At 63.3% G+C, this 23,120-nt stretch carries 11 protein-coding genes; 7 read left to right on the plus strand and 4 right to left on the minus strand.

All coding sequences use genetic code 11. The features are described from left to right. Positions 1 to 41: 41 nt before the first annotated feature. From ACYU7Q_RS11170 to ACYU7Q_RS11195, 6 genes are all read left to right on the plus strand, one after another. Complete coding sequence (locus tag ACYU7Q_RS11170; protein WP_460609500.1) at positions 42 to 1,454, plus strand: sensor histidine kinase; 1,413 nt, start codon at positions 42 to 44, stop codon at positions 1,452 to 1,454. A 46-nt stretch (positions 1,455 to 1,500) separates the two neighbouring features. Beyond that, positions 1,501 to 2,175: a response regulator transcription factor gene (locus tag ACYU7Q_RS11175; protein WP_460609501.1), complete on the plus strand. Its 675-nt coding sequence runs from the start codon at positions 1,501 to 1,503 to the stop codon at positions 2,173 to 2,175. 165 nt (positions 2,176 to 2,340) lie between these two features. After that, complete coding sequence (locus ACYU7Q_RS11180; RefSeq protein ID WP_460609502.1) at positions 2,341 to 3,708, plus strand: sensor histidine kinase; 1,368 nt, start codon at positions 2,341 to 2,343, stop codon at positions 3,706 to 3,708. Positions 3,709 to 3,862: 154 nt separating this feature from the next. Beyond that, entirely contained in the window at positions 3,863 to 4,762 is a 900-nt protein-coding gene (locus ACYU7Q_RS11185) for an efflux RND transporter periplasmic adaptor subunit (protein ID WP_460609503.1), read from the plus strand. A 7-nt stretch (positions 4,763 to 4,769) separates the two neighbouring features. Beyond that, positions 4,770 to 5,432 carry a response regulator transcription factor gene (locus tag ACYU7Q_RS11190; RefSeq protein WP_460609504.1) on the plus strand — a complete coding sequence of 221 codons (663 nt, stop codon included), beginning with the start codon at positions 4,770 to 4,772 and terminating at the stop codon, positions 5,430 to 5,432. Positions 5,433 to 5,581: 149 nt separating this feature from the next. Then, positions 5,582 to 7,891: a patatin-like phospholipase family protein gene (locus ACYU7Q_RS11195; RefSeq protein WP_460609505.1), complete on the plus strand. Its 2,310-nt coding sequence runs from the start codon at positions 5,582 to 5,584 to the stop codon at positions 7,889 to 7,891. Positions 7,892 to 7,986: 95 nt separating this feature from the next. On the opposite strand, the gene ACYU7Q_RS11200 is transcribed toward ACYU7Q_RS11195, so the two are convergent. After that, the gene (locus tag ACYU7Q_RS11200; protein WP_460609506.1) at positions 7,987 to 8,694 is read right to left on the minus strand and encodes an alpha/beta fold hydrolase; all 708 of its coding nucleotides are present in this window, start codon (positions 8,692 to 8,694) and stop codon (positions 7,987 to 7,989) included. Between the two features lie 446 nt (positions 8,695 to 9,140). Between ACYU7Q_RS11200 and ACYU7Q_RS11205 the strand changes: the two genes are divergently transcribed. Further along, on the plus strand, positions 9,141 to 9,695 hold the full coding sequence (locus ACYU7Q_RS11205) for an RNA polymerase sigma factor (protein ID WP_460609507.1): 555 nt from the start codon (positions 9,141 to 9,143) through the stop codon (positions 9,693 to 9,695). A 26-nt stretch (positions 9,696 to 9,721) separates the two neighbouring features. Here the strand turns inward: ACYU7Q_RS11205 and ACYU7Q_RS11210 are convergent, their stop codons facing one another. The 3 genes from ACYU7Q_RS11210 to ACYU7Q_RS11220 form a co-directional block, all read right to left on the minus strand. Further along, a complete protein-coding gene (locus tag ACYU7Q_RS11210; RefSeq protein WP_460609508.1) occupies positions 9,722 to 10,648 on the minus strand; it encodes an NAD(P)/FAD-dependent oxidoreductase in 927 nt (308 codons plus the stop codon). A 144-nt stretch (positions 10,649 to 10,792) separates the two neighbouring features. Then, on the minus strand, positions 10,793 to 19,564 hold the full coding sequence (locus ACYU7Q_RS11215) for a right-handed parallel beta-helix repeat-containing protein (RefSeq protein ID WP_460609509.1): 8,772 nt from the start codon (positions 19,562 to 19,564) through the stop codon (positions 10,793 to 10,795). Between the two features lie 713 nt (positions 19,565 to 20,277). After that, positions 20,278 to 23,100, minus strand: a complete 2,823-nt coding sequence (locus ACYU7Q_RS11220; protein ID WP_460609510.1) for a 4-alpha-glucanotransferase — start codon at positions 23,098 to 23,100, stop codon at positions 20,278 to 20,280. Between the last annotated feature and the right edge of the window lie 20 nt (positions 23,101 to 23,120).

Consider the following 23,120-nt stretch of genomic DNA (forward strand, 5'->3'; position numbering starts at 1 on the left):
AACGTCACCGGCTGTCAGTCTGCTCCTTCACCCCATTCCCAATGTCCCCTACCACACCCCCAAGACACCGTTTCCGCCTGGGCCTGCGCGGACAGCTGTTGCTGGTGTTCGGGCTGGTGTTTGGGCTGGCCACGCTGGCGGCGGGTGGCTACCAATACCGCAGCCTGGGCCGCCTGCTGGCCCGCGCCGACGACGACCGCCTGCGCCTGCGGGCCAGTCAGCTGCTGGCCCGCGTCAGCCTCGACCCCGAGCCTACGCTGCCCCTCCCCGACCAGAGCGGCGAAACTATGCGACTCGTGTTTGAGGAGCCCGGCCAGCCAGCCCGTGAATTGTTCCGCTCGGCCCGGTGGCCGGCAAGTGACACGGCCGGGCTGCCGCGGCCGGCCGCGCCGGGCGGACGGTTGGACCACGGCCGCGTAATAGCCGTGGCCCGCCTGGCCGCCCCACCCGGCCCGGGCGCCGACTACGCCGAGCCCACCGGCCGCCTCACGCTGTGGCTGGCCCACCCCGCCGCGCCCCTCGAAAAAGCTCTGGCGCGGGTACGGCGCACGCTGGCGCTGGGCCTGCTGGGCAGCGCGGCGCTGGCCGGCGCGCTGGCACTGCTGGTGGCGGGCGTGGTGCTGCGGCCCCTGCGGCGCATGGCCGCGCAGGCCCAGCGCATTCAGCAGGCCACCGATATTGCGCCGCTGCCTGTACCCAACACCGGCGACGAGGTGCAGGAGTTGGCCGAAACTCTGAATCAGCTGCTGGCCCGCCTGCGTGGCCAGGCCACGGCGCAGGCCAACTTCCTGGCTGCCGCGGCCCACGAGTTGCGCACGCCCTTGGCCACTTTGCAAACCGGCCTCGACGTGAGTGGGCGCGACCCCAGCCTGCCGCCCGCCACTCGCGCCGCCCTGGCCGGCCACGATGCCGAGCTGGCCCGCCTAGGCCGCCTCGTGGACGATTTTCTGCTGGTGGGCCGGTTGGGTAATGGAGCTGATTTACCCATCAACCGCAGCCCGGTTGCACTTGATGAGCTGCTGCTGGCGCTGGCCGACCGGGAACTGCCGCGCTTCCGTACGGCAGGTCGCGCCCTTACCATCGAGTTGCCTGCTGATGACGAACCAACGGCAGCCCTCACCATCGAAACGGATGCCGACCAACTCACCACGCTCCTGCTGAACCTGCTTGACAACGCCCGCAAGCACGCCCGGCCCGGCACCGGCGTAACGCTGCGCCTGCAAGCCGCTGCAACGTCCTACGGGCCCGTTATCAGCATCGTAAATGAGCTGGCGGCCCCACTGGGCGAGCATCTGGCCCAGCTCACCACCGCCTGGTACCAAGCCGACCCGCTGGCCCCTGGCACCGGCCTGGGCCTCTGGATTGCCGGGCGGCTGGCCCACAGCCTGGGCTTGCAGCTTGAGTTTCGGGAGCAGCAGCTGCGGCTGATGGTGACGCTGGGTTTCCCGGCGTAGGGTTCGGTGCCGACCTTTGCAGGCTCCGGCCATCCCCTTTTCGCCCATGAACATTCTACTGGTTGAAGACGACCCCCGGCTTTCGGCCCTCATCAAGCGAGGTTTAGAAGAAGAACAGCTGACCGTGACCGTGGCCGCCGACGGCGAGCGCGGCCAGGAGTTGGCCCTCGCCCAGCCCTTCGACCTGATTATTCTCGACGTGATTCTGCCCCACCGCAGCGGGCTGGAGGTGCTGGCCGCCATCCGGGCGCAGGATGCGCGGGTGCCGGTGCTGCTGCTCACGGCCCTGAGCACCACTACGGACAAGCTCCAGGGCTTCGGCAACGGGGCCGATGACTACCTCGTGAAGCCCTTCGATTTTGCGGAGCTGATGGCGCGGGTGGGCGCCCTCACCCGGCGCGGCAACGCCCAGCCCCACGGCGCCCGCCTGGCCTTTGCCGACGTGCTGATGGACACCGCCAGCCGCACCGTGACGCGGGCCGGGCAGCCGCTGCGCCTCACCACTCGCGAGTTTAACCTACTGGAATTGCTGCTGCGCTACCCCGGCCGCGTACTCAGCCGGGGCGAAATCGCGGAGCATGGCTGGGACGAGTCTTTCGACGCGGGCAGCAACGTGATTGACGTGTATGTGAGTTACCTGCGCAAAAAAGTGGACCACGGTTTTCCAACCAAGCTCATTCATACCGTGACGGGCGCAGGCTACGTGCTGCGGCAGGAATAGCTTTTTTGTGAACATTTGGATTTGCCTGCCATCCGTCTCTCATCCTGAGTGCAGCGAAGGACCTTATCAGGCCTGCATGCTTCGTGCTGACGTGATAAGGTCCTTCGCTGCACTCAGGATGAGAGACAAATTCAAAACTCAACATTCAACCCTCAATCCTTCGCAATGACCATCCGCAACCGCCTGACCTGGCTCTTCGTGGGCGTGGTGGCCTTCATTCTGCTGGGGGTGCTCACCACGGCGTTTTTGTTGCAGGCCGATTACAGCCGGCGCGATTTCCGGCAGCGCCTGCGCGAGCGGGCGGTGGTGGCGGCCTACATCTACCTGGAAAAGGATGAGCTGCGCAGCTCGGCGTTCCAGGCATTCCAGAAACAGTTTCAGCGCACGCTGCCAGAGGAGATTATTCAGCTTTACGATGCCCGGGGCGAGGTGCGCTTTGTGCACGAGGATGCCCGCCTGGAGGTGCCGTCCGATGTGCTGGCCCGCATCCGGCAGGGCCACGAGGAATATTTTAAAGATGGCTCGCGCGAGGCGGTGGGCATTTTCTACCGCGACAATCAGGGCCAGTACGTGGTGGTGGCCGGGGCCGAAAACATTCGCGGCGAAGCCCGCCTGCAATACCTGGCCACGATTATGGCCACGATTTTTGTGCTCAGCCTGCTGCTGATTTACGGGGCCGGGCGGCTGTTTGCGGGCCGGGCACTGGCCCCCATCGCGGCCCTCAACGACCAGATGGACAGCATCTCGGCCCACGACCTGCACCGGCGCGTGGCCGAAAACCTCTCGGGCCGCGAGCGGGATGAGCTTTCGCGCCTGGCCCACACCTTCAACCGCCTGCTCGACCGGCTCGAAAGCAGCTTCGACGGCCAGCGTGCCTTCGTGCGCAATGCCTCGCACGAGCTGCGCACGCCGCTGGCCGCCAGCATCGGCGAGGCCCAGCTGGCCCTGGCCCGCGAGCGCGAGCCCGCCGCCTACCGCGCCGCCCTGCACGCCCTGCTCACCGACCTCACCCAGCTCAACGCCTTGCTCAACCACCTGCTGGAGCTGGCCCAGGCCGAAACCCCGCTGCCCGAGCACGACACCCGCATCCGGGTGGATGAGCTGCTGGCCGAAGCCTGCGCTGCTATCGACCCGGCCCAGCGCCCGCGCCTGCACCTGCACACCGGCCGCCTGCCCGCCGAGCCCGAGCAGCTGGAGCTCACCGGCAACCGCGCCCTGCTCAGCCGCGCCCTCGCCAACCTGCTCGAAAACGCGCTGAAATACTCGGAGTACCAGCCGGTGGCCGTCGACCTCGAATACGAGCCCGGCGGCGTACGCCTGTGCATCCGCGATGAAGGCATTGGCATTGCGGAAGCCGATTTGCCGCAGGTGTTCCAGCCGTTTTTTCGGGCCGGCAATGCACGGCCGGTGGCCGGGCACGGCGTAGGCCTGCCGCTGGCCCGCAAAATCATCGAGCAGCACGGCGGAGAACTGGAATTGACTTCGCAGCTGGGCCACGGCACCACCGCGCTGGTGCGCCTGCCCACGGCGTAGCTACGTAGCACGGACTTTTAGTCCGCGAGCTCCAGCCCTTTGCTTCCCTGGCTGTGTTGTGAACTCGCGGAATAAAAGTCCGCGCTACGTTTTTCTAATCGCATTCTAATGACTTGCCGGTAGCCTTGCAGCAGTTTCACCACTGCTGCACTCCATGAACCTACCAAACTGGCTGCCTGCAAACCTTCGCAACCACAAGAACGCCCTCGCCTTTACGGCCGCACTCGGCTTGCTGGCCTTCACCGCCTGCTCTCCTTCCGATGCCGATGCTCTGGACGAGCCCGCACCTCAGGAAGTCGTAACCGAATCAAAATCAACCCCCAACACCGCCCCGCAAGAACTGGTGCTCAGCGGCGAAATCGCGGCCGATGCCAACCGCACGGCGCGGGTATTCCCCCGGGTGGGCGGGCAAGTGCTGCGCGTGGGCGTTGACTTGGGCGATGAGGTAAAACAAGGCCAGGTACTGGCCGTGTTGCAGAGCCGCGAAATTGCCGAGCTGCAAAACCAGAGCACCGCCGGCACCGCCGACCTGGCCGTGGCCCGCAAGAACCTGGCCGTGGCCGAAGAGCTATTCCAAAATGGCCTGGGGGCCGGGCAGGACGTATTCCGCGCCCGCGCCGAGCTGGCCCGCGCCACCGGCACCGCCACCCGCAACCACCGCCAGCTCGACACCTACGGCATGGCCCGGGGCGGGCAATACGAACTGAAAGCACCCGTCTCGGGCTACGTCATCGAGAAAAACGTGGCGGCGGGCCTGCGCTTCAACGCCGCCGACATGCCGGCCGCTTTCACCGTGGCCAACCTGGACAGCGTGTGGGTGATGGCCAACGTGTTTGAATCGGACCTGGCCCAGGTACACCGGGGCCAGGCTGTGGAAATTACCACGCTGAGCTACCCCGACAAGCCGCTGCAAGGGCGCATCAACCAGGTTTTCCACGTGCTCGACCACGACAGCAAAGTGATGAAGGTGCGCTGCACGCTGCCCAATCCCGGCCACTTACTTAAACCCGGCATGCACGCCCAAGTGCGCGTGCTGGCCACTTCCACCAACTAATTACGGCATGGCTATTCTCATCATCGAAGCCGAGGAAAAGCGCCTTAATTCCGTGCAGCGTTTTTTGCAGCGCGCCGGCTACGTCACCGACCTCGCCTCTACCCTGGCCGCTGCCACCGCCAAGCTGGCCGCCCGCCATTACGAATTTGTGCTCCTGGCCCAAACCCTGCCCGACGGCGAGGGCCTGACGCTGCTTTACGACGCCCAGCGGCGCGGTTCCCGAGCGTCCTTTATCCTGCTGATGGCCACCGATGCGGTGGAGGACCGGCTGCACGGCTTCGCGGCCGGGGCCGACGACTGCGTGGCCAGCTCCACGTCGCTGCTGGAGCTGGAGCGGCGGCTGCGCAGCATTGCCCGGCAGCGGTTTGGGCGGCCCCGGCCGCGCATCAGCTTCGGGCCGGGATTTGAGTTGGACCTGGCGGCCCGGCGCCTGCGCCACGGCTCGGACGCGGTGGACTTGAGCCGCTCGCAGTTCGACCTGCTGCACCACCTGCTCCGGCACCGGGGCCGGCCCCTCACCCGCGAGCAGCTGGGCGCCCACATCGGCAAAGGCACGGATGGCTCCAACTACATCGACGTACATATTATGAACGTGCGCAAGGCCCTGGCCCGCTTCGCCCCGCCCGATTTCCTGCAAACCGTGCGCGGCATCGGCTACCAGGCCGCGTAAAAAGAGGTAGGAGCGGGGCTTGCCCCCGCCCCTACCAGTGCCAATCCAGGGGCAAAGCCGCCGGCCTTTCACCCCGCAAAAACCCCACGGCCCGGCCCGGCGTACCAGCGGCAGCAGCGCAGTTCCGGCGCTGGTCACTTCCGGCCCCTATGCGTCACTTCTGCACCCGTTTCCCGCTGGCTTTGCTGCTGACGGCGTTTTCTGTTTTCACTGTTTCGGCTCAGAAAGTGGGCTTGGTGCTCAGCGGCGGCGGGGCCAAAGGGCTGGCGCACGTGGGCGTGCTCAAGCAGCTCGAGAAAAACCACATTCCCATCGACTACATTGTGGGCACGAGCATGGGCGCGGTGATTGGCGGCATGTACGCGGCCGGCTACTCGCCCGATGAGATTGAGCAGATTGTGCTAAGCCCCGAGTTTCAGCGCTGGACCTCGGGCAAGCCTTTGGAAAGCAAAACGTTCAACTTTCTCACGGCCGAGCCGTCGCCCTCGGCCCTGCGCCTAGGCATTGCCATCGATTCCACGTTCAAGGCCCGCATCAGCACCAACTTGGTGAACGATTTGAACCTGAACCTGGCCCTGGCCCGCCTGCTGGCCCCGGCTTCGGCCAGTGCCAACTACGATTTCGACAAGCTGTTTGTGCCCTTCCGCTGCATGGCTTCGGAGGTGTTTACGCGGCAGGTGGTGGAGCAGAAAAGCGGGTCGCTGTCCGACGCCATTCGCAACTCGATGTCGTTTCCGCTCGCCTTCCGGCCCATCCGCAACCTCGACGGCAAGTACTACTACGACGGCGCGGTGTACGACAACTTCCCCACCAACACGATGAAGAAAACCTTCGCCCCGGACATCATCATTGGGGTGAACGTGGGCGACGTGGCCTTCAAGAAATACCCCAAAAACGACGATGCGCTGCTGGCCAGCACCGTAGCCTTTCTGGGCACGAGCGTGGCCGATACGGGCAGCGTGGGCAAAAACGGCATCTACATTCAGCCCGATTTGGAGGGTATGGGCGTGGGCGATTTCGACCGCGTGAAGGACTTCATTGCCGAAGGCGACACGGCCGCCCGCCGCAACATGGCCAAAATCAAGGCCCGCATCGGCCGGCGCATCGATTCGACGAGCCTGCAGCGGCGGCGGCTGGCTTTCCAGGGGCTGGCACCCAAGCCGCGCTTCATCGACGTGCAGGTGCGCGGCCTGCGGCCCGACCAGAACGAGTACGCGGCACGCTTTTTCCCGCGCTCGGGCCGCGAGTATTCACTCGATGACATTGAGGAAGGCTACTACCGGCTGGCGGCCGACGACTACTTCAAGAACATCTACCCGCGCATTCGCTACGATGCGGCGCGCAAGGGCTACATTTTCAGCGTCGATGCGCAGCGCAACAACAACGTGAGCACCGAAGTGGGCTTCGTGCTCAGCAACCGGCCCATCGACAACCTCTTTTTCGGGCTCGAATTCCGCTACCTGCGCCGGCTGCTCTACACCGCCTCGGCCGATGTGAGCCTGGGCCGCTTCTACAACGGCGCGCACGGCTCGTTCCGCATCAACGTGCCGGCCCGGCTGCCGTTCTTCTTCGAGCCCGAAATCACTTATAATCAGTGGGATTTTCAGAACACGGGCGGCGTGCTGGGCCGCGACGTCATCAACACCCAGGTGCGGCAGCAGGACACCAAGCTCGGCGGGCAATTTGGCATCAGCCCCACCTTCCGCAGCCGGCTGCTGCTCGACCTGGCCACCTTCGTCACCAAGGACGAGTACACCAACTCCAAGGAAATCAATTCCTCCGATGTGCTCGACGCCACCGTGTTCCGGGGCGTGACCGGGGCGCTGCGCCTGGCGCGCAATACCCTGAACCGCAAGCAGTATTCCACCAGCGGCCACCGCTACGTGTACACGCTGCGCGGCGTCACGGGCTCGTCGGACTACACGCCGGGCTCCACGGCTCAGCAGCCGGGCAGCTCGCAGCACCGCGAGTGGCTCCAGTTCCGGGCCACCGTAGAGCGCTATTTTGCCCTGGGCAAGGAGCGCCACGCCTGGGGCTATTTCGGCGAACTGATGGCCAGCAGCCAGCCCACGTTCACCAACTTCCGCTCGTCGCAAACCATGTCGCCGGTATTTGCGCCGCTGCCCGACTCGCGCACGCTGTTTCTCGATACCTACCGCTCGGCGCGCTACGCCGCCGTGGGCCTGCGCTACACCCAGCCCTTCCTCAAAAAACTGGAGTGGCGCTCCGAAGTGTATGTGCACCTCAACGCCCAGCCGCTGGTACAGGGCGACCTGCAACAGGCCGTGCGCAAGTCGGGCTTCGACCGCCCCCGCGTGACGGCCAGCACCGGCCTCATCTTCCAGACGCCGGTGGGGCCGCTGGCCCTACACGCCCGCTTCTACGACGACCCGGCCGAGCGATTTGGCATCTATGGGCACCTGGGCTATCTGCTTTTCCGCAGCCGGGCGCTGGAATAGGGAGTTGAATCCGACCTAAAACGGTCATTCCGACCGAAGGGAGGAATTTGAGTATGTTTTGCTCAGATTCCTCCCTTCGGTCGGAATGACCGTTTTTAGCCCAGCGCCCGGCGCACCTCGGCGGCGGCTTCCAGCGGCAGCAGGTGCCCGGTGTTCGGCACCACCTCAAACGGAGTGCCGGCCGGCAGCAGCGGCAGCGTGAGGCAACGCTGCGAATCGGGCGTGATGGACGTGTCGCCATCGCCTACCAGCAGGTGGCAGGGCACGTTCAGCGGCGGCATCAGGGCGCTGATGTCTTCGCGGGCACCTTTTAGCAGCCAGGTGTCCCACGCAGCTTCAGTACTCCGCAGGTTATCGGCGATGACGTGGGCGCGCAACACCGCCGAAAGAGGCTGACGGGTGATTCTACAGAAGGTTTTTTCAGCTTCTTCCGGCTTGCCGTAGGCGGCCAGCAAAGCGGCCCGGTCGGCCTCCGACATGGGCTCGCCGGCCGGCGGCGAGGGCGAGAGCAGCACCAGCCGGCGCAGGCCCGCCGGCTGGCGGGCGGCCAGGGCCAGCGCCATCTTGCCGCTCATGCTATGCCCGATGAGGGTAAAATCCGTCACCTGCTGCTGTTGGATGTAGGCGAAAATCCAGTCGGCGTAGGCCCGCACCGAATAGTCGAACCCCAGCGGCACCGGCTGCGCGCCAAAGCCGGGCAGGTCCGGCGTAAGGAAGTTGGTTCCGAGCAGCAGCGGGCGCAACACGTCGTATTCGCGGCCGGAGCCAGCCCAGTAGTGCAGGGCGATAATGGTGGGAGGCATAAGCTACATCGGTTCTAACCTGTACGGGGAGGCCATAGCAGCGGCTGGAAAACCGGCTGCGGCACATGCTGGTAGGCTTATGCAAGGCTGCCATTCAGCGCCTTTCGCTGCCATTTTACTGATTTTTCCGGCAAGGATTCAAGCCTGGGTTAATGCATAAAAACCATTGAATTAACCAGTCTACAATGTTCTGGTTTGATACCGGCGTTTTTTTTCAGTTGCGCTGGCGCAATCCGGCTTTGGGAATGCGCCGTAGATTCTGGCTCAACGGCTAACCGATTATTTATTCATTATCCTAAATTTTATCACTAAATTATAATTCTCACCCCTAACCTGCTGCTTATTTCCGCATACGCTACTATCCTTCCTCGTTTATCCTGATAATCAGGCACTTGGTCTGGACCGCGGTTGTGGTCTATTAGCCAAGTTCCTTCATCCTCCCCTGTATGAACAACACTCCGACGTTGCTCCCCGCAACGGACGAAGAAATTCTTGTGCAGCGCCTGCTAGCGCGCGACGAGCAAGCCCTACGGGTACTACACGACCGTTATTCGCGCAACTTACTGACAGTCATCATCCGTCTGGTGCGCGATGAGTCGCTGGCGCAGGATGTGTTGCAGGAAGGCTTGCTCAAAGTCTGGCTCAGCATTGACCGCTACGATGCCACGCGTGGCCGCCTGTTTACCTGGATGGTGCGGGTGTGCTGCAACCAGGCCATCGACGCTATGCGCAGCCCCCGGCACCGCTTCAACAGCAGCAATAAGTCGCTGGAAGTGGGCGGGGCGCAACTGGCCCAGGCCCCTGCCACCTTCAACCCCGAGCATATTGGCCTGCGCGAGCTTACCCTCAAGCTCAAGCCCAAGCAGCGCGAGGTGATTGACCTGCTCTACTTCGGTGGCTGCACCCAGTCCGAAGCCGCTGAGCAGCTTGGCATTCCGCTGGCCACCGTGAAAACCCGCGCCCGCGCCGCCCTGGCGGTGCTGGCCCAAATGGCGAAGTAAGTTTTATTTTTCAATTACTTACGCCCTCACCTTGGGCATTCCTCCCGCGTCAGGCTTTCGTTGATGACAATGGCGGCGCGATTGCCGTCGGCCGCGGCCAGCAGGGCTTGCTGGGTACCGGGCTTGGTGTCGCCGGCCGCGTACAAGCCCGGAATGGAAGTATGCAGCCGGGAATTGACCCACACCGCGCCATTACTGGTGAGGCGCGCCCCCAGATTGGCCGCCAGCGGCGTGCGCTGGTGCTGGGGCGCGTGCAGGAACAGCGCCGCCCGCTCCAGTTGGTCGCCATTGGCAAATTCGATGCAGCGCAGGTCGCCGTTTTTGGTCCCGATGAGGCGGGTGATGGGCTCTTCCCGAATGCCGATTTTTTCGCGGCGCAGGCGGCGGCGGGCATTGGGTGTGAGGTGGCCGGGGCCATCGGTCACCACAATTACGTCGCGGCTCCAGCGGCTCACCAGCAGGGCCAGGCCCGTCACGGTGCGGCCCTGGCCGTACACGGCCAGCGGCTGGTTGCGCACCTCCCAGCCGTGGCAATACGGGCAGTGCAGCACGCCCCGCCCCCACAGCTCGCGGAAGCCCGGCAGCGGCGGCAGAATATCGCTCACGCCGGTGGCCAGCAGCACCCGCCGGGCCGTCACCGTAATGGGTGCATCATCGGCGGTGCCGTGGCCGGTGGCGCAAAAGCCGTGGGCCTGCCGCGTGAGTGTATCGATGTGCAGGCACTGCATTTCCACGGTTTCGTAGGGCGCTAGCTGCTCCTGGCCCAGGCGCAACAGCTCGGCCGGCGGGATGCCGTCGCGGGTGAGAAAGCCGTGCACGCCAGGCGAGGCCGCGTTGCGCGGCGGCCCGCCATCGGCCACCAATACCCGCCGCAGGCAGCGCCCCAGCGTGAGGGCCGCCGACAGCCCGGCGCTGCCCGCGCCAATAATCAACACGTCGTAATCCAGTTCCATAACAAGCAACAGCTGGTAGCCGTCTGGTTTAACCCCGATGCTGCGGCGCAGGTTATGGAACTGCTTCAGTTTTACGCAAAAAAGCCCTCCCCGTGCGGGGAGGGCTTTTTTGTATGCAACGGCCGGGGGCCGGGGCCTCATCAGTTATTCCTTGATGAGGCGCTTGGTCAGGTTGATGTTCTGGCCGTTGGCCTGGCCGCGCACCAGCACGTTGTAGCTACCGCTGGCAATGGTGTTCAGGTCCAGGGCGTGGGCCAGGCCGGCTTCGAGCGTCGTGTTGAGCACGATGCGGCCAGTGGCGTCGAGCACGCTCACCTGGTAACGGCCGGTGGGCAGCTGGGTCAGGTCGAGCTGAGTGCCGGAGGTGGTGGGGTTCGGGAACAGCGTGATGGCCGGTACCAGCGTCGTGCTGAAGGTCACCGTGCGCACGGGGGAATAGCTCGTTTCACCGTCCGTATCCACCTGCTTCAGGCGGTAGTACACCAGGCCTTTGGCCTTGGGGCCGATGCCGGCATCGGTGAGGGCGTACTCGGTGGCGGTGGTTTTGCTGCCCTGGCCTTTCACTTCACCAATTTTCATGAAATCCGTGCCGTTGAGGCTGCGCTCCACTTCGAAGTGGTCGTTGTTCTTCTCCTGGGCCGTGTGCCACAGCAGCGCCGCGTCGAGGTTTTTCACCGCCGTGGCCGTGAAGTCCGTCAGCTCTACCGGCAGCGGGAAGTCGCCGATGGTGTAGGAGTAGGTCAGCGTATTGGTGCCGCCGTTGGCGTCGATGGTAGTCACCGTTATCGAGTAAGTACCCGAGCGCAGGGCGGTGCGGTCCGAAACGTAGAGCTGGCCCGTGGCGGCATCCATGGCCAGGCCGGCGGCCAGCGTACCGCCCGTCTGCACTACGCTGGTGAGGCCGCCATTGGTCGGCGTTGGGTTCACGCTGCGGTCGGCCAGGTACTTGCCGAAGGGCAGCGAGCCATCGGCGTTGTATTTCACCGTGTTCAAGTCAATCAGGTTCGCAACAACGTCGTTATTCTGGTATTTCACCGTGCGGCCTTTGGTGGCAGAGGTTACAGCGGTCGATTTCTCGTCCTTGCCCACCGCGATGGTGTACAGGGCCGGGGGCGAAGTCAGACCAGGCGTGTCGGTAGTCGTGTAGGAGAAGGCAGCGTTGCCGACATACGTCGGGTCCGTGGGCAGGATGGTGCCGCGCGGGTCGAAGTACAGGTTGGCAGCCTGCGTAGCCGAGTAAGCTACGCCGGTCTGGGCAGGGCTGGTACCAGCGGCATCCAGATACAGAATGCCCGTAGTGGCAAGCGGCAGCGAGGTCAGCGTGTAGGTCAGCGTGGCGGTCTGGCCGGCATCGGCATCGGCGCCCACCAGGGGCGAGATTTTGATGGGGCCGGCCGTGCTGCCAATAACACCGGTCAGGAAGCTCGGTAGGGTATTCACTACGTCGTAAGTCGTAGGAGCCTGGTCGACGGCCGTAGCGAAGGGCGTGGCCACCGTGTTGTTGCCGGCGTTGGTGTCGCCGGGGGTGCTGGCCGTGGCCGACACCGTGTAGTTGGCGTTGGGCGCGTCGAAGGACACGTAGTTCACCACATCGCCGCCCGGGGTCACGCTCATGGTGTTAATCAGCGGGAAGGTGATGGTGATGGTACCGCCCGAAGCCGCGGCCTGGGTGCTGCCCGCCGGGAAGCTGATGTTGGTGGCTGTAGCTGGGATGGTCACCGTCTGCGTCACCACGCCAGAAGGCGAAGGGCCGTTGTTGGTCGTCACCACGGCGTAGGTTACGCGGCTGCCAGCCAGGGCGGCCACGGGGCCTTTCACACCGGTAGTCACGTCAACCTGCGAGGTCACGGTGATGGTCGTGCTGTTGGCATTGTTGCTAGCTACGGCATCGGCCACGGCCGAGGACACGAAGGAGGTACCGGTTACCGAACCGCTGGCCGGGGCCTTGAAGGTCACGTTGTAGCCTGTGAGGGCGGCTGCGCCCGAAGCGAGCGAGTTTACCGAGTTCCAGGTTACCAGCCCCGTCACGTTATTGTAAGCGCCACCGGCACCACCGGATACGGTCACCCCGTTGCCGCCGTTGGCCAGGCCGGCCGGGAGCTGCACCCGGGGCACCACCGTGGTAGCCGTGATGCCGCCCGTCAGGTTGCTGAAGGTTGCGTTGAGGGTCACCGAAGTGCCGGGAGTTACCGTGCTCACGCCACCCGCAATGCTGATGGTCGTGCTCAAATCAGCCGTGCCCACTACCGCAGTATTGGTGATGGTGGTGAGCGCATCCGCGCGGTTGTTGCTGAGGTCGGTGTCGATGGTGGCACTGCCGACCTGGGCCCGGGCTACGGGCACCAGCTGTGTCACGTCGGGCATCTGCACCGTCACGGTGTTGGCCACGCTGCCGCCGTTGGGCAGGTTGCTTACCGTAGCGAAGGTGACGAGACCGGTCGCATTGTCGTAGCTGGCTCCGGCGGCGGTGCCGTTCACCAGTACCGTGCCGCCGCTGGTGGTCAGGCCGGCGGGCAATTGCAGGGTTGGGATGATGGAAGCGACCGGCACGGGGCCATTGTTGGTCGTCGTCACGCCATAGGTCACGGGGCTGCCGGACAGGGCCGAGGTCGGGCCGCTTACGGCCACTACCACATCAGCGGCGGGCGTCACGGCCAGCACTGTGGCAGCCGAGTTGTTGGTGCTGCTGGTCTCGGTGGTCGAGGTGCGCACGGCGGCCAGCAGGGCCAGCTGGTTGCTGCCAGCAGTGGCGGCCGAGGGGTCGGTAATCACGCTGCCGGGCACCGTGAAGGTGAGGGTGTTCACTTGGCGGCTGCCAGCAGCCAGGGGGCTGGTCAGCATAAAAGTGGCTAGGCCCGTCGCGTTGTCATAGGTACCGGTGGTGGTACCGGCGAAGGTCACGCCGCCATTAGCGTTCAGGCCGGCGGGCAATTGCACGGTCTGCACCACGTTGTAGGCGGTGTTGGCCCCGGGGTTGGCGGTGGTCACGGCGTAGGTCACGGCCTGGCCCACGGTGGCAGTGGCCGGGCCGGCCAGCGAGGTGCTCACGTCGGTGGTCGTGGCGATGTCCACTTTCACTTCGGCTACGTTATCGGCCGGCACGGGGTCGGTGTTGGCCGAACGTACAGTAGCGGTAGCCAGCACCGGGCCGGCGGCCGGAGCGTTGAACTGAATGGTGAAGGGCGACGGGTTGGTAGCCTGCGGCGTGAGGCTGGCAATGTTGTTAAAGGTCACAATGCCCGTAGTCGAGTTGTATGTGCCGTTGTTTACGACAACAGTTCCACCGGTGCCCGGGCCAGTGAGGCCGGCGGGCAGCTGCACTTGCTGTACCACAGTGGCGGCAGTGCCTGCGCCGCGGTTACCAGCCACCACCGTCAGGGTTACGGTAGTACCAGCGGTGGTCACCGACTGGTTCGAGCTGATAGTAGTGTAGACGTTGGCAGGGGTGCCCGCGCCGGCAATTACCGTCGTGCTCACCGTAGCCGCGTCGTTCGAGGCGGCGCCCGTATTGGTATCGCCGGGGTTGGAAGCGCCCGGAGTGGCGGCGCCGTTAGCCTGCACGTTGGCCGTGGCGTTGTAGGAAGTGCCGGCTGTGATAGCCGGTGCCGCGAAGCTGATGGTGTTCATCACCGTCTGGCCGATGGGCAGCGTGCTCAGCGTTGGGAAAGTCACCACCGTTTTGTTGGTGCCCGAGTTATAAGCCGCGGTGCCGCCGTTCGAGATGTAGAGGCCGGTAGCCGAGCCGTCGGCCGCCACGGTCAGGTTTCCGTCGAAGGTCACCGTCTGAATGACGTTGGGCGCCAGCGAAGCTGCACCGGCCGCGTTGGTGGTGCGCACCAGGTAGGTAACAAGGCTGCCAGAAACCACCGAAGCCGCTGCACCCGCGCCGTCTACCGAGCCCACGATGCTGGTCGATACATCGTAGGAAGGCGTAATGTTCACCGTGTTCGTGGCGAAATTGTTGGTGCGGTTCAGCTCCGGGCCGTTGCTGCCGGCCGTGCTGCCGATGTTGGCCGTGGCCGTAATCGGGCCGCTGGCGGGCGCTTTGGTGAAGTTGGCCACGTAGGTGTTCGTGGTGTTGGCCGCCAGCGCAATGGGCGTGGGGGTGAAGTTCACGAGGCCCGTCGTATTATCATAAGTAGGCGTACCGCTGGTCGTGCCATTGATGGTGAAACTCACCGTACCGCCATTGCTGGTTAGGCCGGGCACGAGCTGCAGCGTCTGGGTCACGTTGCTGGCCGCAATGGCACTGGCGTTCTGGGCCGTCACGGTGTAGCTGAGGGCGGCACCGGCGGTCACGCTGCTGTTGTTGGAAGGACCGGTGATGGCAGTTACCAAATCCAGCACCGGCGTTACCGACACGGTTAGATTGGCCTGGTTCGATACCACGCCTTCGCTGTTGCTGATGGTATAAGGAATGGTTACGTTACCCGTGAACGTGCTATTGGCCGGCGTGAATTTCACCGAGCCGGCGGCTACGCCCGCGGTGGTGAAAGTGCCCTGGCCGGCCACCGTGAAGGTGGTAGCCGACTGCCCGGCAATGTTGTTCGGGTTCAGGTTGATGCTCGTGCCCACGAGGGAGCCGTCGGCCGGGGTGTCGTTGCCGATGGCGCTGAAGGTGACCGGTGCGGCCGGGTTGGCCGTGGTCGTGGCGAAGTCGTTGTTGGCCGTAGGCGCTTGCAGCACCGCAGCGGTACCCGAGAACTCCGAAGTGCCCTGGTTGCCGTTAGTGAGCGTGGCCAGCGTGGCCGTGGCGGTTAGCTTGGCATTGGTGGTGTTCAGCGCACTCAGTTGGGCCGCACTCAGCGAAGACAACGGAATGGTGAACAGGAAGCGCTGCTGGCCCGTCTCCGTGCCCTGGTTCAAGCCGTTGACGTTGGGGGCGTAGCTGCCCGTGGTGGCATCGCCGTCGTTGCCGGCCAGGCCTTCGGTGCGGCTAGCCAGGTAGGTTTTGCCTTGGCCAAAGCTGTTCGTGGTCGTAAGGTTGTCGGCAACGAACAGCTCCACCACCGAATTCTGAGTGGCAAAGCCGGTTACTATTAGGTTGCCGTTGCGGATGGTGGCCGACTGAATTACGGGAAAGTTAATCAGGCCATTGCCGCCGGTATCGCTGTCGCCGTTGTCGTTAACGGTTACGTTCGGAGCGGTGCCGCCTGTATTGATGTCGCCGCCGGTTGGTACCAGGTCGATGCCCAGCTGGCCCGAAGCTGCGGTGCCGTTCGAGGACACCACAGTGCCATTATCGAAGATGGAGTTCTGCGTGATGGTCGTGTTCGAGGCCGTGGGCCGCACCAGCACGCCAGCGCCGTAGTTGCCGTTGATAACGTTCTGGCTAATGTTGCTGCCCGAGCCGTTTACCCGAATGCCGGGGGTCTGGCCCACGCCGGCGGCGTTGCCCACGCCGTTGCCGCTGATGGTGTTGTTATACACCACCATGTTGGCCGTAGTAGCCAGAATGTCAACGCCCGGACCGGCGTTGTTCGCAAACAGGTTGTTGCGCACGATGCCGCCGCCAACCGAGGAAGATACCCCATCACCGGCCGTCGCATAAATAGAGCCGTTGCGGATTTCGTTGTTTTCCACGAAAATGCCCGTCGAAGTGCCGGCCACGTACGCGCCGGTAGCGGTGCCGTTGCCCTGCGCGAGGTCGCGGATTTCAACCCCGCCCGTGCCGTTGTAGCCAATCAGGTTGTTGCTGACCAGCGCCGTAGTGAGCGTAGCATTGGGGTTGCCGGAGAACAAGATGCCGTAAGCCGTGGTGCGGGCCGTGGTGCCGGGGTCGGTGAAGCTGTTGGCTGCCGTACCAATGACGTTGCCCGTGAGCGTAATGCCCGATACGGCCCCCGCACCCACTACAATGTTCGCAGCTTGGCCGGTGTTGCCCGTGCCGGCAGCACCGCCGCCGGTGTTCCCGAAGCCGTAGATGGCAATGCCGGTCACCGTAGTGCTATTGGCCAGAATGTTGAGGCCGATGTCGGAACCGGTCGCACCCTGGGTGCCCACAATCTGCACTTCCGGGCCGTTGAGTTGGCTCAGCGTAGTGGCCGCTGTGCCCACCTTTATGCCGGTGGCACCGCCCGCGCCCAGGGTCGTATTGTTGGTATTGCCGACGTTCTGCGTCTGCGTCGTGCCGTCGATGCTGGTGTTGGCATCGGTGATGGACGGCAAAGCGCTATTAGCAGCCGTGATGACGGCCACCCCGTTTGCACTCAATCCTGAAATCAGGCCGGGGTTGGTCGTGGCATTGTAAGCCGTGAGGCCCTGGTGGCCCAGCCCGTCCGGAATCATGAAGATGCTCGTCTCTATACCCGCTGCCGGGTCGGCCCCGCCGGTGCTGGCCGGCACTTGGTTCAAATTGATGTTCGACAGCGCGTTGGCGTTGAGGATGAACTGACGCAGCGAGCCCTGGGCGTTGTTGCCGGTAACGGTGGCCACGTCGTTGGTATTTACCACCGTATCGAAGTTGAAGCCAAAGTCAATTCCAGTCGTGGAAACGGCGCTGAACGATGCGGTGTAAATCGACTCGGGTGTAACGCTGCCGCTGCTCAGGCTAGCCAAGGTCTGGCTGCCGGTGTTGGCAGCCGCATCAACATACTGTGGGTATTCGCCACCCACCCGGTTCGCGTTGCCGGCCACGTAGGTCTGCACCGGCACCACGCCGGTAGCTCCCGGCGTGCGCACCGAAGTCACGGTCGAGTTCACCACCCGCACCGTATAAGTGCCCGCCACCGGCAGGTTGTAGGAATACGCGCCGTTGGTGCCGGTCGTGGTCGTGCCCACGAAAGCGCCAGTGTTGGTGTAAATCTCCACCGTTGCGCCCGCGCGCCCGATGGCGTTGTTGGCGAAGCCCGAGCCCGTGGCCGAGGTGTTGGCCGTGGCAAAGCTGCGGCCCGCGCCACCGCCGTAGTTCACGTCGTCGTACACGGTGCCGCTCACGGTCACCGGCGTCACGTTCAGCGTACGCGTGCCCGAGTCGGCCAGCGTGTTACTGCCCTGGCCGGTGGTCGTGGTGGTGGCTGCCGTCAAGGTAATGGGACCGGTAGCCGGAGCCCCGATGCTGAAGCTGTAAGTAACCGAGTTGAGCGGCGCGATGCTGCCGCCGGGATAGGTAATGGTCCAGCCTGCTGCCTGGCTGCCCGTGACATTACCACCCGCAGCCATAACGTTGGGCACACCCGCCGGAATGCTCACCGTGCGGGTTACGCCGGCGGCCGTCGAAGGGCCGGCGTTGGTAAAGGTTACGCCGTAAGTCACGGTCGTACCAGCTGCTACGGTTGAGTTGTCGGCCTGGCCGCTGCTGAAGGAAGCCGATACGTCGGCCACAGCGCCCGGCGTATAGCTCACGCTGGCCGAGTTGGTGGCAGCATTGGCACCCTCGCTAGTGCCACCGGTGCCCGGGGCTGTGGTGCTAGTGGCCGCAATGGGGTTGCCGGTCGCCGTAAGCGAAGGCGTTACGGTGAAGGTGTAGCTCACCGTACCGGCCGCACCGGCAGCCACGTTGGTGCCGTCCGGGAAGGTAATTACGAAGTTGCCTCCCGTATTTGACACCGAACCCGCCGAAGGGGTGACAGCTGTTACGTAAGTGTTCGGAATCGTTACGGTGCGCGTGGTGCTGGCAGCTACCGATGGTCCGTTGTTGGTATAAGTTACCGTGTAGTTGCCTGATTGCAGGCCCGCCGTCAGCGAGCCTGGCCCGGCAAGGGTGGTAGTCAGGTCAGCAATGGGGGTCACGGCAGTCGTGACACTGGCCGTGTTGGTCGCCGTATTGGCGCCTTCGTCGTCGGTCGTGGTTGTGGCACTGGTAACAGCGATGCTGGCAACTGCAAGGGGCGTTACGGTGAAGCTGTAGCTTACAGCGCCGCCTGCGCCGGCAGCCACGTTGGTACCGGCTGGGAAAGTAATGGTCCAGCCCGCCGCCTGGCTGCCTGCTACGTTGGCACCGGCCACGGCCGTGGTCACCGCCGAAGCGGTGTTAGCGGGCACGGTTACCGTGCGCGTGGTGCTGGCCGCTATGCCGGGGCCGTTGTTGGTGTAGGTAGCCGTGTAGTTGCCCGACTGTACGCCGGCCGATAACGTGGCCGGGGCCGCCAGGGTCGTCGTCACATCGGCCTGCCCGCACCACGAAATGCTCTGGATGCCGATGGTTTGCAGACGTGTAGGGTTATTAGCGCCACTATAAGTAGTCATCTGCGTGTTGAGGTTGCGGAAGCTCAGCACCACCGTCTTTACCGGGCTGGCAAAAGTAAACGTAGTGGTTCCGTTAGCATCGGCTGCATTCGAGGTACCGTTCAACGAGTTGCCCCGCGCGCCCTGCCAAGCGGCCGTAATGCCCGCGACGCTGATAGCGCCTGAGGCGTAAGAAATGTAGTCACTGGTCTTGTTGGGGCCCCATGTAACGCCGGTGCTCGGCAAGGTAACGGCCGTGCCAGCGGCGTTCTTGGCCGAGAGAATAAACTCGTCGGTATAAGTGCTGCCGCCGTCCGGAGTGAATCCCTGCAGCCCCTTGTCAATGTCCTGCACCACAAACGTCAGGTTCGACACTTCCCGGTCAAACGTCAACGTCACGTAGGCGTTGTAAGGGCTGTTGGGGTCGTATTCCGAGTTAGCAGTACCTGCCGGCACGGTCGACGCCCGCTGTTGCCGCCAGATAAGGGCCGGGCCGGAAATTTGCGCGGCGTTGAGCGTTGAGTGTTCAAATAGGTCGAGACTGGAGCTCGCGGCATTTGCCAGGTTATAGCCACTGTATGTGAAGCTAATGCCCTGGGCCGTCTCCGTTGCCGTCTTCTTTGGCGTTGGATTAGTAGCCGGGGCCGTCGTGTAAGCTACCGAACTGGTACTAGTGCACTGGGCCTCGGCTTGCCATACACTGCCTATGCACAGCCACAGCACCGCTGCGAGTGGTAAGCTTTGTTTCATAAAAATACGCAGAATGGTAAGAGAAAAATTTATTATTAGTAAGTCGTTGTTTCTAAAGCAAAAGGCAGCATTAATCAGTGCGTAACACACCTTTTAAATCGGCTACAAAACTATCCGTAAGGCAGAGGCAGGGAAGTGAACTTCGACAAAAGGGGCATCATTCCGGACGAAAGACCGGTTTCACACCTACCAAAATGGGCAGCATCAGACAACCGACCAGGCGAAACAATTATTACTAAATAAAATCCTAAATAATTTTCCATAATTGGGAATAGCATAATCAACAACAGGCGTACAAATGCAGCAATTCACCCTCATCAAGCAGTGTTTTTCTTTGCTTTGATGTCTGCATGCAAAGTTATTTTTTCTCCTTCCCATATCAATAAGATGCCATTACATGCTTTAAATATTGTATTTAACGGGTTTTTGTGCATACGAAATCAACATCCTTATCGGATTGCATGAGTAAAATTTGTACTAGACTACAGGAAATAGCTCAGTACTGACGAGCTTTATAAAAATAAGTTTATTATAAAATAAGTTATATATTTCGACCGCAGTTCGACTCGAAATTTCATCCTTTTCTGTGCTATCAAATGGCAGTAAAACGGACTGTATATCGGCTAGCAAACGGGCAAAAAGAAACGGCCAGTCGAAATCCGACTGGCCGTTTCTTTTTGCCCCGTTTGTGGGCGTTGCCATTTAGATAGGTGCTACCCGCGCCCGCTGGCGCTCACCAATTCCCGTAGCGGCACGTTGAAGCCCACGGCGTCCACCAGTTCTTCCAGTGGGAGATGCAGGCGGTATTTCCAGAAATGGGTGGGGTTGCTGGGCACGTTGATTTGCTCGTCGTGCGGGTTGGCACGGCGCAGGTGACCGTCGATGGCCAGCAAGTCCTGGAGCGGGAAAATGGCCCACATGGCCGGCGAGTGCAGGTGCTGCACCAGGATTTCGCGCGCCACCCAGGGCTCGCAGTAGAACGGAGCCACCTCGCGCCAGTGGCCGAGGATGGTTTCGAAGAAACGCTGGGTGCGCACCCGGTCTTCCTCCCACCAGCCGCGGATGGTGCTCATGTCGTGGCTGCTGGTCGTGACCACGCTCAGGTAAGGCGCGGTATCGGGGTGACCGAACTCGGTTTCGGGGTTCGAGGGCATGCGCTGGATGTTGAGGCCCAGAATGCCGAGCTCCTTCATCACGCCGGGCACCGAGGCGGGCACCATGCCCAGGTCTTCGCCGCAGATGAGCATGTCGGTGGCGTAGCGCACGGGCGGCAGCTTCACGAGGCCCTGCTGCCGCCAGAACTCCTCGTGGCGGCGGAAGAAGAAGTCCACGTAAATGTCGTCGTAGAGGCGGCGGCGGTCTTCGTCAGAGTCCAGCTCGCGGAACGAGTAGCTCTTATTCAGGGTGATGCGCGGGTGGTAGAAGTCGTTGCCGGCGGGCACGAAGAGAACTTCATTCACCAAGGCAAACAGGCCCTTTTGCAGCCAGGCGAAATACTCGGCGTGCTCGGGGTAGGTGGCGATTTTTTGGGCGATGTAGGCTTCGATTTTGCGCTGGTTGTCGACGTGCTCCTTCAGGTGGATGCGGCCGTAGCTGGCATCGTCCAGGTACTCGTCAAACACGTTCTGAGCCTCGCCCTGGAAAATATCCTGGAGCATGTGCCAGCGGATATACGGCTCGCAAAGGCGCGAGGAATCGAACCAGCCCAGGCGGCGTTCAATCTCGTGGCGGTGCAGCGGCAGGGCCGGCGCGAAGTGCCCCAGCAAGCCTTCCACCGACTCAATGGGCATCTCCCAGATGCGGAAGAAGCCGAGGATGTGGTCAATGCGCAGGGTGTCGAAGTAGCGGGCAAGGTGGCCCATGCGCTGCTTCCACCACAGGTAGCCGTCTTCGGCCATGCGCTGCCAGTTGTAGGTGGGGAAGCGCCAGTTCTGGCCGGTGGTCGAGAAGTCATCGGGCGGGGCGCCGGCCTGGCTGTCCATGTGGTAGAGCTCGGGCTGGGTCCAGGCGTCTACCGAGTGGCGGTAGATGCCGATGGGCAGGTCGCCTTTGAGCACCACGCCACGCGAGCGGGCGTAGTCCACGGCGGCGCGCAACTGCTTGTCGAGGTGGTACTGGGTGAAGAAAAACAGGCCGTAGTCGTCGTAGTCGGGCGCGGTTTCGGCGGTGAGTTCGGCCAGGTTTTTCGGGGTGCGGAACTGCTCGGGCCACTGCTGAAAATCGGCGGTGTGGTACCGGTCGCGTAGGGCCGAGAAGGCGGCGTAGGGCACCAACCAGTCGGCCTGGCTAGTGTAGAATTCGCGGTACTCGGGGTCGGCCAGGAAGGCGGCTTTCTCCTGCTTATAGAGCAGCTTGAGAAACTTCCACTTGGCGTTCATCATCGGCTCGTAATCCACGAAATCCTTGGCGTTGAACTCGGCTTTCAGCTCGGCCAGCTCTTTGGCGGCTTTCTTGTCCTTGAGCGCGGCAATGCCTTCGAGGTGAATGAACTGCGGGTGCAGCGCAAACACCGAAATGGCGGCGTAGGGGTACGAGTCGACCCAGGTGTGGGTAGCCGTGGTGTCGTTGATGGGGAGAATCTGGACCAGCTTGAGGCCGGTTTGCACGGCCCAATCGGTCAGCAGCTTCAAATCGGAGAACTCCCCTACCCCGAGGCCGACGGCGCTGCGCATGGCAAACACGGGCAGGGCCACGCCGGCCCCGCGCCAGGCGTCGAGGTACTGGTAGGCTTCATCGTTGAAAACGCGGGCCACGGTGCGGTCCTGCGTGGCGGGCACCACGCGGTTTTCACCGCCTTCCATGTCGAGGGCGTGGCCGGCGGCGTCCCACATGGCGTATTTATAGTAGCAGTTTTCGCCGGGGTTCGTCAACGTCACGGTGCCACTCCAGGTGGGATAGTCAGCATCCGAAAGCACGAGGGCTTTGGTGTTGTCCCAGGCCCCCAGCGCGGGGTCGGAGCCGAGGATGCAGAGACCGTGCTGCGGGGCTACGCGCGGGGCCAGGAGGCGGAAAGTGGTTTCGCCGGCGGCCGTTTTGGTTGTTTGGGAATCCGGGGTTGATGCCAGGGCAGCTTCGGCCGTGGCTTTGGCGGCTTTCGTGCCTTTGGCCGCGGCGGGAGCTTTGGCTTTTTTGGCGGGCGCAGCCGGAGTTTCGGCGGCCGTGGCTTTGGCCGGACGGCGGAACAGGGCTTTGGTGAAAGCGGCGGTCAGCAGCTCGTTTTCGGGCTGGGCGGGGGCGCGCCAGTAGTCGGCCAGGTGCAGGTGCTGCGTGCGGGCGGCATCATAGGCGATGCTGCGGTTCGGACCGGCTTCCCAGTGCTCGGCACCGGTGTTGGCATCGCGCAGCAAATACTTATAGGTAAGCTCGCCGGCGGCATCGGGCATGGTCAGCTCGATGCTCCAGCAAGTGCTGGCCTCGTCGTAGTTCATGTCGGCGGCGGCATTGGGCTGCCAGCTGCCTAGGTCAGGGTGAGAGCCGCACACGGCCAGGCGCTGGCCGAATACGGTGCGGTAGGGAAGAGAAAAACGTAGGGTCATGGGCAAGCGGTGGGGTTTGG

It is taken from the genome of Hymenobacter terrigena, from assembly GCF_054776515.1.

What these genes read in the sequence shown, in the direction of transcription:
- ACYU7Q_RS11190 (WP_460609504.1), top strand. Translation starts at nt 4,770, where the DNA reads ATGGCTATTCTCATCATCGAAGCCGAGGAAAAGCGCCTTAATTCCGTG.
- ACYU7Q_RS11200 (WP_460609506.1), bottom strand. Translation starts at nt 8,694, where the DNA reads ATGCCTCCCACCATTATCGCCCTGCACTACTGGGCTGGCTCCGGCCGC.
- ACYU7Q_RS11175 (WP_460609501.1), top strand. Translation starts at nt 1,501, where the DNA reads ATGAACATTCTACTGGTTGAAGACGACCCCCGGCTTTCGGCCCTCATC.
- ACYU7Q_RS11205 (WP_460609507.1), top strand. Translation starts at nt 9,141, where the DNA reads ATGAACAACACTCCGACGTTGCTCCCCGCAACGGACGAAGAAATTCTT.
- ACYU7Q_RS11220 (WP_460609510.1), bottom strand. Translation starts at nt 23,100, where the DNA reads ATGACCCTACGTTTTTCTCTTCCCTACCGCACCGTATTCGGCCAGCGC.
- ACYU7Q_RS11215 (WP_460609509.1), bottom strand. Translation starts at nt 19,564, where the DNA reads ATGAAACAAAGCTTACCACTCGCAGCGGTGCTGTGGCTGTGCATAGGC.
- ACYU7Q_RS11185 (WP_460609503.1), top strand. Translation starts at nt 3,863, where the DNA reads ATGAACCTACCAAACTGGCTGCCTGCAAACCTTCGCAACCACAAGAAC.
- ACYU7Q_RS11170 (WP_460609500.1), top strand. Translation starts at nt 42, where the DNA reads ATGTCCCCTACCACACCCCCAAGACACCGTTTCCGCCTGGGCCTGCGC.
- ACYU7Q_RS11210 (WP_460609508.1), bottom strand. Translation starts at nt 10,648, where the DNA reads ATGGAACTGGATTACGACGTGTTGATTATTGGCGCGGGCAGCGCCGGG.
- ACYU7Q_RS11195 (WP_460609505.1), top strand. Translation starts at nt 5,582, where the DNA reads ATGCGTCACTTCTGCACCCGTTTCCCGCTGGCTTTGCTGCTGACGGCG.
- ACYU7Q_RS11180 (WP_460609502.1), top strand. Translation starts at nt 2,341, where the DNA reads ATGACCATCCGCAACCGCCTGACCTGGCTCTTCGTGGGCGTGGTGGCC.